At 38.2% G+C, this 12979-nt stretch carries 14 protein-coding genes; 7 read left to right on the top strand and 7 right to left on the bottom strand.

Going from position 1 to position 12979, the window contains the following annotated elements:
* Positions 1-106: 106 nt before the first annotated feature.
* The 3 genes from BMW36_RS19145 (at position 107) to htpX (ending at position 2420) form a co-directional block, all read left to right on the top strand.
* Positions 107-598: a DUF4188 domain-containing protein gene (locus tag BMW36_RS19145; protein ID WP_089744138.1), complete on the top strand. Its 492-nt coding sequence runs from the start codon at positions 107-109 to the stop codon at positions 596-598.
* Between the two features lie 145 nt (positions 599-743).
* Complete coding sequence (locus BMW36_RS19140) at positions 744-1238, top strand: YusW family protein (protein ID WP_175480526.1); 495 nt, start codon at positions 744-746, stop codon at positions 1236-1238.
* A 267-nt stretch (positions 1239-1505) separates the two neighbouring features.
* Positions 1506-2420 carry a protease HtpX gene (htpX, locus tag BMW36_RS19135; RefSeq protein WP_089744134.1) on the top strand — a complete coding sequence of 305 codons (915 nt, stop codon included), beginning with the start codon at positions 1506-1508 and terminating at the stop codon, positions 2418-2420.
* A gap of 76 nt (positions 2421-2496) precedes the next feature.
* On the opposite strand, the gene BMW36_RS19130 is transcribed toward htpX, so the two are convergent.
* From BMW36_RS19130 to BMW36_RS19105, 6 genes are all read right to left on the bottom strand, one after another.
* Entirely contained in the window at positions 2497-3192 is a 696-nt protein-coding gene (locus BMW36_RS19130) for an ABC transporter permease (RefSeq protein ID WP_089744132.1), read from the bottom strand.
* Positions 3192-4040 carry an ABC transporter ATP-binding protein gene (locus BMW36_RS19125; RefSeq protein ID WP_089744130.1) on the bottom strand — a complete coding sequence of 283 codons (849 nt, stop codon included), beginning with the start codon at positions 4038-4040 and terminating at the stop codon, positions 3192-3194. The genes BMW36_RS19130 and BMW36_RS19125 overlap by 1 nt, the downstream gene beginning before the upstream one ends.
* Positions 4041-4203: 163 nt before the next feature.
* Positions 4204-5160 carry a LytTR family transcriptional regulator DNA-binding domain-containing protein gene (locus BMW36_RS19120; RefSeq protein ID WP_089744128.1) on the bottom strand — a complete coding sequence of 319 codons (957 nt, stop codon included), beginning with the start codon at positions 5158-5160 and terminating at the stop codon, positions 4204-4206.
* Between the two features lie 265 nt (positions 5161-5425).
* A complete protein-coding gene (locus BMW36_RS19115; protein ID WP_089744127.1) occupies positions 5426-6685 on the bottom strand; it encodes an endo-1,4-beta-xylanase in 1260 nt (419 codons plus the stop codon).
* Positions 6686-6886: 201 nt separating this feature from the next.
* Positions 6887-7909, bottom strand: coding sequence for an Rpn family recombination-promoting nuclease/putative transposase (locus BMW36_RS19110; RefSeq protein WP_089744125.1), 1023 nt, complete (start codon positions 7907-7909; stop codon positions 6887-6889).
* Between the two features lie 159 nt (positions 7910-8068).
* Positions 8069-8905, bottom strand: coding sequence for an alpha/beta hydrolase (locus BMW36_RS19105; protein WP_089744123.1), 837 nt, complete (start codon positions 8903-8905; stop codon positions 8069-8071).
* Positions 8906-9273: 368 nt separating this feature from the next.
* On the opposite strand from BMW36_RS19105, the gene BMW36_RS19100 reads away from it, so the two are divergent.
* Positions 9274-10236 carry a TRM11 family SAM-dependent methyltransferase gene (locus BMW36_RS19100; RefSeq protein WP_089744121.1) on the top strand — a complete coding sequence of 321 codons (963 nt, stop codon included), beginning with the start codon at positions 9274-9276 and terminating at the stop codon, positions 10234-10236.
* A gap of 120 nt (positions 10237-10356) precedes the next feature.
* On the opposite strand, the gene BMW36_RS19095 is transcribed toward BMW36_RS19100, so the two are convergent.
* Positions 10357-11343: an aldo/keto reductase gene (locus BMW36_RS19095; protein ID WP_089744119.1), complete on the bottom strand. Its 987-nt coding sequence runs from the start codon at positions 11341-11343 to the stop codon at positions 10357-10359.
* A gap of 158 nt (positions 11344-11501) precedes the next feature.
* On the opposite strand from BMW36_RS19095, the gene BMW36_RS19090 reads away from it, so the two are divergent.
* The 3 genes from BMW36_RS19090 to BMW36_RS19080 all read left to right on the top strand — a co-directional run bounded on the left by BMW36_RS19090 (position 11502) and on the right by BMW36_RS19080 (position 12852).
* Positions 11502-11780 (top strand): ArsR/SmtB family transcription factor, encoded by a 279-nt coding sequence (locus BMW36_RS19090; protein ID WP_089744117.1) that lies wholly within the window; start codon positions 11502-11504, stop codon positions 11778-11780.
* 86 nt (positions 11781-11866) lie between these two features.
* Positions 11867-12250, top strand: a complete 384-nt coding sequence (locus BMW36_RS19085; RefSeq protein WP_089744115.1) for a VOC family protein — start codon at positions 11867-11869, stop codon at positions 12248-12250.
* 56 nt (positions 12251-12306) lie between these two features.
* The gene (locus BMW36_RS19080; RefSeq protein ID WP_089744112.1) at positions 12307-12852 is read left to right on the top strand and encodes a hypothetical protein; all 546 of its coding nucleotides are present in this window, start codon (positions 12307-12309) and stop codon (positions 12850-12852) included.
* Positions 12853-12979: the final 127 nt, after the last annotated feature.

Genomic DNA, 12979 nt, shown 5'->3' with positions numbered 1-12979 from the left:
GGACATCACGCAGTATCCAAGCAAAAGGTATTCATGTAACTTTATTATTCAATTTTCTAAGAGCAATTTTATGTTCTTAAATACACTATACGAGGAGGAGATAAAAGTGAGCAAGAAAATATTCAGCGGTAGATTTACGACGGAAAATGAAAAAGACCTGGTTGTTTTTATCATCGGAATGCGTATTAACCAGCGATGGGCTATCCATAAATGGGGCCCTGTTTTCACTGCCATGCCACCAATGATTAGAGAACTCTATACGAACAAGGAGGAACTAGGATTTCTTTCAATGGAGAGCTTTTTCGGACTGCGCACTACAGTAATGATTCAATACTGGCACTCAACGGATGACTTGCTTGCCTATGCAAAAGGGAACAATCACTTAAAAGCCTGGAAAAACTTTAATCAAAAAGTTGGTGATAATACGGCAGTGGGGATTTACCATGAAACGTATGTGGTAAAAAAGGGACAATATGAATCCTTTTACGGAAATATGCCGCAATACGGATTAGCAAAAGCCATGGAGCATATCCCGGTTAGCCCGGAAAGGAGATCGGCACGGAAACGTTTGGGTCAAATAGAAAATAAGATTTCCTGAATTGTTTTTAGTAATCTGATACTGTTCCTTTTTATTTCTAGTTAAGTTAAGGTGGTTTACTCCGTTATATCCAGTTAAGTTGTTTATATTTTTGCCCTGCTGGGAATAATAAAAATCACTTAAAGGAAAAGGAGCGATGAATAGTATGAAACGAGGATTACTTTCGATAGGCAGTTCGATAATTTTTTTTCTATTACTTGTTGCTTGTGGAGATAATGATGAGGTGGAAAACCCTCCACAAAATAATCCAGATGACAATCAGCAACAAGCAGAGGAAAACAACAATAACACGACTAACGATACAGAAGCCAATACAGACACTGGATATCCTTTTACAACATTTGATCTTGAAGCAGATTTTCAGGATACAAATGATACACTAGATGTCGACTATGAAAATGAACAGGATGACCAAATGGAAGCATCTTATCAAGATAAGTCACAAGATATCGATCTAAATGGTGATGCAGCAATGGAAGAGCTTGATAGTATATTTTCTTCCTTTGACTTTGATGAAAACACATCAGATGAAGAGATTTTAAATACAGTGACGCAAGCATTTAACATTCCGGAAGAAGCGCAAAATGTTGAACTGGATATTCAATTTAGCAACGGTACAGAGAAAGAGTATAGGAAATAGATTCAAAGCAGGCTTGAAAGGTAAGCCTGCTTTATCTACTTACTTTTGGAAAAGAAAATATCACAAGCAGCCACTGTTCTTTTAATCAATTACACTTCATTCTTTATTACTATTCTCCCACCCACTAGGGAGTAAGTAGGATTTTTAGGTTAGACACTGCATTATATCCCAACAAATAGTAAATTATGGTATAGTTATATTTATCAAATACTTAGCGTTATATATGTATAGATCGCTAACCGAAAATAGTTTATGGAGGGTAAAACAATGGGGAAACGAGTACTTCTATTTTTATTGACCAACATTCTGGTTATGACTACTGTCGCCATTATTTGGTCGATCATCAGTCACTTTACTGACATTGGAGGGTCCTATTATACAGGCGGCCCAGGTTTAGGAATTGACTACATAACATTAATGGTTCTTAGTATCATTATCGGGTTCACTGGTGCCTTCATCTCATTAGCCATGTCAAGAATGATGGCAAAATGGATGATGAAAATTAAAGTGATTGATCCAGCAAATCCAGCTTCTGAACAAGAAAGGATAGTATATGAGAAAGTAGAACGTTTATCACGTGCTGCTGGCTTAGCACATACACCTCAGGTTGGAATTTACGCATCAGGAGAAGTTAATGCCTTTGCGACAGGTCCAACTAAAAAGCGTTCATTAGTGGCTGTCTCACAAGGATTGCTGGACACAATGGATGATGATGCGGTTGAAGGGGTTATTGCCCATGAAGTTGCCCATATTACAAATGGTGACATGGTAACAATGACATTGCTTCAAGGTATTATCAACACATTTGTTGTCTTCTTGTCAAGGATTGCAGCAACGATTGTATCCCGTTTTGTCCGCTCAGAAATTGAGGGAATTGTACGATTCGCAGCAATTATTATCTTCCAGATTTTATTCTCCATCCTAGGAAGCCTTGTTGTTAGCGCCTATTCGAGACATCGGGAGTACCATGCCGACAAAGGCGGGGCAGCTCTTGCAGGTCGTGACAAGATGGCACATGCTCTGGAATCATTAAAAGCATATGTGGATCGTGCTCGACTTAATGATAATACGGATGACTCCGCGATTCAAACGATGAAAATCAGCAACAAAGGAAATGCTGTTTCACTTTTTTCTTCGCATCCGCCATTAGAGGAGCGAATTGAGAGATTACGACAATCGTAACATAGAGGAAAAGCAACTGTTATTATAAGCAGTTGCTTTTTTTAAGCAGATCGATCCATGATCTAAACGGAGACGATCAATCATCCGTTCTTTCCTTCTTAAAGCAGATATATGTGAATATTGCTGCAGCAAGTGTCCATATTGCCACAACCCCCATTGACATCCATGATTCTGTTTCATGCATGTTGATTAACTGCATAAGTGGGAAAAGATCCGCTATTTTAATGACGATACTATCCTCTTCAAGACCAAGGAAACCCATCATTGGAGTGAATCCAAATAGAAACATGACTGGCATTAGATAAGCAGACGTCGCAGCAACTGACTTTGTGAATAAACCAATCCCAATACCAAGGAATAAAAAGAATAGGAATAATAAAACTAATCCAATGATTACTTGTATTTTCAAAAATGGTTCAATGCCAATGAACAATAGAGAAAGCGTTAATGCTATAAGAGTCATAAGTCCGACTACAAGGCTTTTACCAATAATAATATCCATAAAAGAGGCAGGTGACATCATCAGCCCTCGTAATGTCTTTTTTTCATTTTCCTCTGCCATCATTGTCATCATGCTACTTGCTGTTACAGAAGAAAAAGCGACACCGACAATTAAATATAACATTGGAACAGGCAACCCTTCATCCCCGCCCAGACGACTGTAAATTAACGATAGTATAATAGGAATGATTGGCATCGTCAAAAGCATCATATTCTTCATAAAATCTTTTAAGTCTTTTTCAAAAATGGCACCTATACGCTGTGTATTCATTATACAAGCTCCTTCCCGGTTACTTTTAAAAATATCTGCCCAAGTGTGGGATTGTCCGAATGAATGGCTTTTACCTGCCCACTGGCAATTAAATCCCTTATTTTATCCGCATTCTCTGTCTTGTTTTCAATTACCAGCCATTCCCCGTTAAATGTTTCCACATGAAAGGCATGTGTCGAATATTTATAACGAAGCGCATCCGGGCTGCCCAGCTCCTGAATTTTCCCGTTGTTTAAAAAGGCTACCCGATCACACAATTCGGTTGCTTCCTCCATATCGTGTGTCGTTATAAAAATCGTCGTTCCGGCTTCATTCAGTTTCTGAAGCCCACGTTGGATATGTGCAGCATTTCCCGGGTCTAAAGCGGAAGTAGGTTCATCTAAAAATACGAGTTCAGGCTGGTGAATAAGTGCTTTTGCCAGCAGAACACGCTGCTTCATCCCTTTTGACAACTTTGACACGACCTTGCTGCGTGCCTCTTTTAAATTTACTTCTTCCAGCATGACATCAATTCGGTCCAGTGGGGCATCATATAACTTACAAAACAATTTCAAATTATCATATACGGTAAGACGCTCATACAACGAACTATTATCAGATAAAATTCCAATTCTTGATTTAAAATCAGCTGTTCCAAATGACCCGGCATTTGTATCTAATACACTTACTTCCCCTGCTGATTGTCCAAGCTCACCTGTTAAGATTTTTATAGTTGTAGTTTTACCTGAACCACTTGGTCCAAGCAGACCAAAAATTTCCCCTGGCTTTACATCGAAACTGATATCTTCAATGGCCGTATGGTTACCAAATACCTTTCTAAGCCCAGTAACTTTAATTGCATGTTCCAATTGAACTCCTCCTTTAATGTTCTGAGCTTATCGTATACCAGATTGTCTGTGTCTGCAGTAAGATCAAGGCGAGATGTACTAAATAAAGACTGAAATGTACCTGTTTTCACTTGAAATAATCCTTCTAAACAGCGGTTTTTAGCAGATAAAAGCCGAAGTGTACCTATTTCAGGTTAAACATATCCTGAATACCTTGTATTTTTGTCCGTGATAATGGAATGGTGGACTTGGCCGGGTTATCCATTCGAAGTGAGTATGTATTTTTCGACCATGTAATGATTTCCCGTACTTTTTGCAAATTGACTATGTAGGATCGGTGGCAGCGATAAAATCCATAAACTTCTAATTTCTTTTCTATTTCTGCAAGTGTCGAGTCCAATGAAAATGATTCATGATTGATCACAATCCTTGCTTTTCCATCCTGGCTTTCAATATAATCAATTTCCATCGGATCGAATAAAATGACTTTATCTTCTATCTTTGCAGGGATCTTGAATAACTTAGCTGTTGTTAAAGTAGAAGCTGGTTCGGTCTCAGGTATAATTTCATCTTTTTCACCGGTATCCACTTCCATTTCCTGCAGTCCTTTTTCCTGCAGCTTATAGGTGATATCACTAAGAAGCAGAGCATGTTCCATATTCGATACTAAAATAAGTGCCGGTGTTTGGTTGTCTGCGACTTTTTTCAGCATATTGATAAAGGTATTAATCGTCTTGATATCTACACCATGAATCGGTTCCTGGAATACCATCGGATGTGGATTCATCATAAAATATTTTGCATAATAGACACGTGACATTTCTGACTGCGAGCATTTTTTTAAAGGTTTTTTGGCACACATCTGCAGTTCAAAACTGACGAGAATTTCAGGCAACGGTACCGAACAACCGAACCATTTATGATAGAAAGTGACATTATCCATTACTGTCAAACGATCATATAATCCTTCCTTCCGATTAAACACGGTGATATTTCTATTTTGTTGAATGGCATCGATCAATTCAGCCTGCATATCTGTATCACTATAAATTGCAGTCGTAGATGATTCATTTAAACTTAGGGATATCGGCGGTAATGTCCCGCTTTTCCCAGTTTCACAATTTAATATAAAACCTGTCATCTTGCAGACTCCTTTTCACTCTTAAATCCACGTATTCTTTTACCATAAGGTAATTGCGGTATTGGTTTAGTTTTCATTAAATACTAGTATAGCGAGATATGCGGCGTTTGAACATATTAATTTGGTTCCTTTTACACAAATTTGAAGATGAATTTATGAAAGTATATTTATCGTGAGGATTTTTCCGAAACAAAAAAGGAATGATTTATTTCATCATTCCTTTTCTCTATGCTGAGAGCAAATATGTTATTTGAAGGTAAATTGGTTATATAGAAGAAACATGTTCCCCTGTCTCACACACCAACTGTAAAATTTCTTCGCTCTTATCTAAAATAAAGCTTACCTTCTTCCCATCACATAAAAGTTCATACTCTCCCAGGAAGCCTTCCAGTGATACCATACCATTGTCATCTGTTTGGGTTTGTTTATTTGTATACCAATCACCTTTAATCAGTTTCTTTAATACTTCATAAGATGGTTTCGTGCTGTTGTCTTTCCTTACAAATCCTGCTGGAGCTCCAAGCCATGCACCATCATCACTGAAGGACCATGTTGTAATTGCTTCTACAAGTGGGTGTTCAAACAAAATAGAGTACATCTCTTCTACTTCTTTTGCCTGGCGATCTTCAAATTCTGGGGTGGAAGGCCAATCTGGAATCTGATAATCATTTAAATCCTCTATTTCCGGTGGCATGATGTGTCCAGAGGTCAACGTATTTTCTGTAAAGTGAATCGGAATACCAAAATGCGAGAATCGTTCTAATACTTCTTCCAATTTTTCACGTCCCCAATACCCCTGATGCTGGTGGGACTGAATACCAATCGCATCAATTTGGATACCAGCGTTTAAACATCCATCAATTAATATCTCATAGTTAATTGATGTATTGAAGTCATTCAATAATAAAGTCGCATCTGGATTATGTTCACGTGTCTTCGCAAACATTTCTTTTATGATACCGACACGGCCGAGATCTTTACTTATTCTTGTAATACCATTATCATACTTATCAAAAATCGGCATAATGACAACTTCATTAATAACATCCCACATATCAATAAGCCCTTTGAAATCTGTAACATCCCTTTCAATCCTGTCAAACTGGGCTTTCAAGATTTCTTCATTGCTCATATCGAGAAGCCACGGAGCCGTTACCGTATGCCAGCAAAGCGGATGCCCTTTTACACTAATATTTCTTTCTTTTAACCACTGTGCTGCTGCCTTTAACTCATTTGTTTGCGGTTTACCTTTTTCGGGTTCGAACCTGCCCCAATAAAAAGGTAATGTCCCAGCATTAAATACATCTAAAAACTTGTCTAGCTTTTCTTCCTGAAATGCAAGTCTGTCTGCAGGCACATTTTTGTTCGCAACATCGATTACGTCAAAAATTCCGCATCCAAATAAAAATTGATGATTGGTCTGCTTCATTTCAACTTTCTTTCCTGCAATAGGATTCCCTGATTTATCAACAAGTTTGATGGTTTTCCTTGCCATTCGATGTGCCAATTTATTTGTTTGTCCCATTCTCAAACCTCCACCTTTTTAGTCATGTTGCCTTCTTAGAAAACGCTTTCTTTTCTATTGGCTAAATTTTAGCAGACATCATTAAACATAAAAACCAGGTAAGTTAAAGAATTTATTGTAGAAATTAAAGGTTTTAGAGCATCGCTAACAGTGCAAACAAGGTATCATAATATTTGTTCGCACTGTATATATCCTTCGCTTCTATTCACAATCGTCCAGGTAATCTTTCACTTCATCTATCGTGTCAATTTGATCTATATGGTCAATTATATTCTCTAACACCGGGATGCTCTGCTTGTAAATTTGCTGTTTTAAATCATCAGGTAAAGGGCCTACAAATTTCTTAATCAAACGGATAGTTGTACTCGCTATTCCTTCTTCCCTTCCTTTTTCTCTTCCCTCTTCTCTTCCTTCTTCTCTTCCCTCTTCTCTGCCCTCTTTTATACCTTGTTTCCTTCCTTCTTCCAATCCTCTATCCCGCCAAGAATTTGGTAAGCTACGAATGAAGGCTAACTCTTCTGGTGTGAATTCCTGCATATCTTTCACGATTATTTCCTCCTCCTGTACAGTAATTGGTAAATATGCTTCAAAAAAACCATTGACTAACTCTGCTTTTGCAGCGGTTGTATTAAGTCTTACTAACATCCTTAGGAAGGCACGCTTGACATCTAGTTCTTCTGACTTTTGATAACCCATCTTACTTATTAAAGCGGCAGCTACTGGGTTATTAGACTTTAGGAAAGTGCGCCAATTGAGTTTCTTTAATTCTACTTTTAGAAATGAAAAGGTTAAGACATGGAAGAATGGAAATTTAATAGTAAATTGGTTGGGTTCATTACGAATGTAGTCATATGTGAAAAGGGCGATGGGCAATACAGGTTTTCTATACCTATTATACAACAGGCTGAAGTATTGATACATACGTTGATGAAAAAAATCCTGTCTGTAGCTTTGAGGCTCTACATGGATGATAATCAGTGTTTCTTCTCCTTTTAACTTAGCTTCGAATACCATATCTACTTTCTTATGGTATCCTTCAAGCAAATCTGTGAACAACTCCTCTGACAATGGCTTAACTTCAGAAAAATCGATGGAGCGGTGAACATCCGGGAAAAATAATTCAAGAAACTCTTCAAAAAATGTGCCAATTAATTGTTTAAATAACTGATCGTGCGATAAATACTTCCGCGAATCTTCATGAAGAACGAGCGCAGTATGATACATAATCCTCCTCCTTTATTATATTTACGAACGTATGTTCTAAAATAAATATAACCTACTTTCATCTATTATGCAAGAAAAGGATATTACTACTTATCAAGTTAATCAGATCGCTCCTAATTTGAGCCACTGCTTTTCTGTCTTAGCATCCTCAATGATATATTACGAGAAGAGCAGCCAGCGATAAACTTCAGAAAATAATGGCCCCCATGTAGATTCGTGGTGCGTTCCCTCGGGTATATAATCGAATCGTATTTGGCCTTTCGCCACACCTGCTTCAATCAGTGTCTGACGTACCTGCATAACATGTTCATTAGCAGTCCTGTTAAAGTCCGGATTATCGGTCTCCTTCCCTCCGATGCTCAAGTATATACGTAGTGCAGGAGATATAGCCGACTGCTTAATCAGTTGAAGGATCGCTCCATTATCCTGCCACATAACGAACGAAAAACTTCCCACCTTACCAAACAGATCGGGATAACGAATGGCAGTGTAAAGCGAAATATATGCACCGAACGAGCTTCCAGCAATCATTGTATTTGCCGGTTCAGGGAGGGTTCGGTAATATGTGTCAATATACGGCTTAAGTGTCTCCGCAACGAATTCAGTATATGCTTCACCTTTTCCGCCGAAACCATATTCCGAGTTAATCGTAAAGTTATATTCATTATTACGCTGGTCGCCTCCACTATCAATAGCGACAACGATAGACTCCAGCTTAGTGTCATCGGTTGTTAATTGCTCCAACGTTTCATCGACGCCCCACTCGCTTCCCCAAGAAGTTGCCTGATCGAACACATTTTGTCCATCATGCATATACAGGACTGGATATCTGCGTTCTCCTTCATTATACCTTCTCGGCAAATAGATCCATACTCTACGCTCTGTCTGTAGCTGGGGAATCGGAAATGCTTCAATCACCCTGACATCACCGGTAATAGTATGTATTTTCTCGTCATTCAACACTTTCCTCCATGACAAAGCAGTATTTTTCATCATATATAACTCTCCTCGTAATTTTTTTAAAACTTATTATGGCACAGCAGCTTGCTATACGGTCAGCGGGAGTTTGATCATGGATGGTAATGTGGTATTTCATCTAAACCGTTGCAGATTGACCGAAGTATTTTTCCCCACTTTTTAAATCGCTTGAAAATAATTATACCATTTAGGAGGGATATTTTAGAAAATTAGATAGGGAAACTTCTTCTCAGATTCCGGACGGCTCCATGTCCCATGTGTCACAAACTAATGACAGGCTGCTTTTACTCAAAAAATTGCTCCTGGTCCGGTATCTGAGTTGTTTTAAGGTATAATGGGTTTAATAGTATTTCATTAGTAATCAAAGAAAGGTTAATAACCATAACATGATAAAACTTAACTTATATTCATCAGAATACCTGTATACATACACACGTGGGCTTGAAGAAAAATCGCTCTGTGCATTAGAGCAAAGAGCTCTCTTTGGAGAAGAAGCCGAAAATATTATTATAAGCAGCAAAAATATCGATCCAAGTCGGAGCCCATTTATAAAGGGGAAGCTCTCCGTTCTTTTCACAGGCGAATCTATTCAGGAAATCGCTGAGCAGGTTCACCAAATTAAGCTTGGAGATCAAACTTTTAAAGTACTTTATATAAAAATTAATGACTTGTCTAATGAGCAGAAAATTGAATTTACAGAACAGCGGGTAATTGAAAAGGAAGTCGGCTGGAATATTATTGGAAAGGCAAAAATGAAAAACCCTGATATCCTTTTTGGGATTGTACCGTTTAAAGGACGCTGGTACTTCGGCCCATATGAGGAAAGTGATTCCGTATGGCTGCATCATTTAAAGAAACCGCATGAATACTCAACAGCATTAAGCGCACGTTTGGCCAGATCTGTTGTCAATATAGCAGTACCAGACCCTTCTGGAGTCCTTGTTATCGATCCCTGCTGCGGAATAGGTACAGTACTTGTCGAGGCACTCTCGATGGGGATTCAGATTGCTGGCTCTGACCGCAATCCATTAGCTGTTAAAGGTGCGCGGGAAAATATTAAATATTTTAACTATGACGGAACAGTGAAGGTAAAAGACATTGCCGAAGAAGATGGTCATTATGATGTGGCAATTATTGATATGCCTTACAATCTATATTCCAAAGTTTCAAGGGAAGAGCAGTTCTCTATCATCAAACATGCTAGGAGAATAGCGGACAAAGTAGTGATTCTGACAATCGAAGACATGGATGAAATGATCTTGGGCGCTGGTTTCGCAATAGTCGATCGATGTGTTGCTAATAAAGGGGTAAAGGCACTTTTCTCCAGGCAGGTTATTGTATGTGAGTAGTGGCCTGAGATGAATAGACTCGATGGTGCTAGGCTAACATAAAAATGAACCATACTGATTTACTAACCAGCATGGTTCTTTTGCAACAAAATACAGTTATCCATTGAAAATATTCATTTTCTAAGGTAATGGAGCATGTGGTGAAATGAATCTTTTGTCCACTAATTCGCTCCAGAAAGCTTGCGGGATATCCTTTTTAATCATTTCGACGTCCTGTTTATTATGTTCTGGGCGAGTAGATCCCGGAATTACAGCTTTCACAGCTGGATGTGCAGTCGAAAATTGTAAAGCCGCTGCTTTCAAACTGACATTATGACTTGCAGCAACTTCTTCTAGCTGTTTCACTTTATTTTTAATATCAGCATCCGCTTTTGCATAATTAAAATAATCTCCTCCAAGTAACACACCTGAATTATATGGGCCGCCTACAATAATATCCACACCTTTTTCAGCAGCTTTCGGCATCATACGCTGTAATGCATGCTCATGCTGCAGGAGGGTATATTGGGTAGCAGATAAGCATACATCTGGCTGAAATTCTTCCATGTCCATCACTAATTCAATCGGTTCGGTTGTATTTACACCAAGCCCCCAGGATTTAATCACACCTTCTTCACGAAGGCGACTCAGGACACGAAATGCTCCATTTCTTGCCTCTTCAAATTTTGCAAACCATTCATCGCCATGGAAATCTGGAGATAGATCATGAACATAAACGATATCCAGACGATCTGTTTTTAATCGTTCCAAACTTTGTTCAATTGATTTTATCGTTGCTTCCTCTGTATAATCGGTAACGACCTTGTTCTGACGTCCATCCTGGAATATGCCTTCATCTTTATCTACTTTTTCATCAGTAATATATCGCCCGACTTTTGTTCCAATTAAATATTCATCGCGATCATAATTCGCTAACGCCTTGCCCAGACGTATTTCAGCTAACCCGGCTCCATAAAAAGGGGCTGTATCAAAATAGCGAATTCCCTGATCCCATGCAGTTTGTATCGTTTCCTGCGCTTCCTCTTCAGGAACATCTCTGAACATATTACCTAATGGCGCGGTTCCAAGACCTACTTTATGTTTAAGAGCTTGTTCTAATGATTTCATAAAAAATTCCTCCTTCTGTTATGAAGTTACAGAATTCTTTTTCCACTTTTACCCTGTATTAAACATAAAGAGCTAATATGCCCTAAATAATTGATGTTATACAACCTTTTAGTTGCTCAAACTTTACATGCAATTATAACGTTGCATATAATCAACATATGAACAAAGATACTGATGCAATTTTCAAAGCACTTAGTGATTCGACTAGACGGCTTATATTAGACGAGCTAACTGAACGTAACGAACTCACATTGTATGAACTTACAACACGTCTCATTATGAAGCACGAGCTATCCATTTCACGACAAGCGATTGCAAAACATCTTGCGGCTTTGGAAGATGCCGGGCTTGTTAAATCAATAAGAAAGGGGAGATACCGAGTTCTTCTTTTCAACAATGAGCCACTTAAGGATTTGCTGAATAATTGGGTAGACTAATTACACCGAAAAGTTTTAACATCTTAGGCTGCCTTATTACGCTAGATATTTAGAACACCAGCCAAACTTTCAAGGAGGAATTAATTTTGAAAATTATTGTTACAAGTATTTTCGTAGAGGATCAGGACAAGGCACTATCATTTTATTCTGAAACTTTGGGATTTGTTAAGAAGCATGACGTTCCGGCAGGAGAATACAGATGGATAACGCTTGTCTCTCCCGATCATAAAGAGGGAACGGAGCTTTTACTTGAACCGAATGAACACCCTGCCGCCAAAGAATATCAACAGAAGTTATTTACAGATGGCATACCAGTAACCATGTTTGGCGTTGAAGATATTCATAAAGAATACGAAAGATTAGTGGAAAAGGGCGTAAAGTTTACGATGAAGCCGACAGAAATGGACAATATCACAATAGCAGTCTTCGACGATACCTGTGGCAACCTGATTCAGTTGATACAGCAGTAACTTCCTAATAAGCAGCGAATGCTGAGTAACCCATATTCAAATTAGGTGGTGTTAAAATGGATGATCAAATGCAAGTGGAATTTGAAAAATCAAAAACTGGGGATAAAGATGAGCGATATGAAGCATATCAACATATTTTAAAAGTAACGGAACAAAAAGTAGATTGGGCTTATGATGTATGGGATCAACTGTTAAATGACTTAACTCATAAAGATAACCATCAACGCTCACGGGCAGCACAGTATTTAGCTAATTTAGCTAAAAGCGACCCAGATATGCGAATAATGGAGGACTTCCCTAAGTTGTGGGAGGTCACCAAAGACGGTAAATTTGTAACAGCAAGGCACAGTCTCCAATCTATATGGAAAGTTGGAATTGCCGGTACACCTCAAAAAGATATGGTAATGGAATACATGATCGAACGTTTTAAAGACGGAACAGAGGAAAAAAATTACACATTAATTCGTAATGACATCCTCCAAAACATGCGAAATTTATATGACCATTTAAATGATGAATCAATCAAACAAACGGCTTTAGATTTAATTGATACAGTGGACGACAAAAAGTATAGTAAAAAATATATGAACATATGGAAATAGTGCAACTGTTTGATGGTTATGTAATAAACCTTAGAATAGTTGGACAAGCATGATGACAAAAGGGCTTTAGTTAGCTTATAAAGAAGAAAGAACAATTACTGATATGACTTTGTACTCTCTTTTTATC

Source organism: Gracilibacillus ureilyticus (assembly GCF_900111195.1).
In the GTDB taxonomy this organism is placed as follows: Bacteria; Bacillota; Bacilli; order Bacillales; family Amphibacillaceae; genus Gracilibacillus; species Gracilibacillus ureilyticus.
The sequence above is the reverse complement of the archived record's forward strand: the minus strand, read 5'-3'. Positions and strand labels throughout refer to the sequence as shown.

What these genes read in the sequence shown, in the direction of transcription:
- BMW36_RS19140 (WP_175480526.1), top strand. Translation starts at nt 744, where the DNA reads ATGAAACGAGGATTACTTTCGATAGGCAGTTCGATAATTTTTTTTCTA.
- htpX (WP_089744134.1), top strand. Translation starts at nt 1,506, where the DNA reads ATGGGGAAACGAGTACTTCTATTTTTATTGACCAACATTCTGGTTATG.
- BMW36_RS19130 (WP_089744132.1), bottom strand. Translation starts at nt 3,192, where the DNA reads ATGAATACACAGCGTATAGGTGCCATTTTTGAAAAAGACTTAAAAGAT.
- BMW36_RS19120 (WP_089744128.1), bottom strand. Translation starts at nt 5,160, where the DNA reads ATGACAGGTTTTATATTAAATTGTGAAACTGGGAAAAGCGGGACATTA.
- BMW36_RS19115 (WP_089744127.1), bottom strand. Translation starts at nt 6,685, where the DNA reads ATGGGACAAACAAATAAATTGGCACATCGAATGGCAAGGAAAACCATC.
- BMW36_RS19110 (WP_089744125.1), bottom strand. Translation starts at nt 7,909, where the DNA reads ATGTATCATACTGCGCTCGTTCTTCATGAAGATTCGCGGAAGTATTTA.
- BMW36_RS19105 (WP_089744123.1), bottom strand. Translation starts at nt 8,905, where the DNA reads ATGATGAAAAATACTGCTTTGTCATGGAGGAAAGTGTTGAATGACGAG.
- BMW36_RS19100 (WP_089744121.1), top strand. Translation starts at nt 9,274, where the DNA reads ATGATAAAACTTAACTTATATTCATCAGAATACCTGTATACATACACA.
- BMW36_RS19095 (WP_089744119.1), bottom strand. Translation starts at nt 11,343, where the DNA reads ATGAAATCATTAGAACAAGCTCTTAAACATAAAGTAGGTCTTGGAACC.
- BMW36_RS19090 (WP_089744117.1), top strand. Translation starts at nt 11,502, where the DNA reads ATGAACAAAGATACTGATGCAATTTTCAAAGCACTTAGTGATTCGACT.
- BMW36_RS19080 (WP_089744112.1), top strand. Translation starts at nt 12,307, where the DNA reads ATGGATGATCAAATGCAAGTGGAATTTGAAAAATCAAAAACTGGGGAT.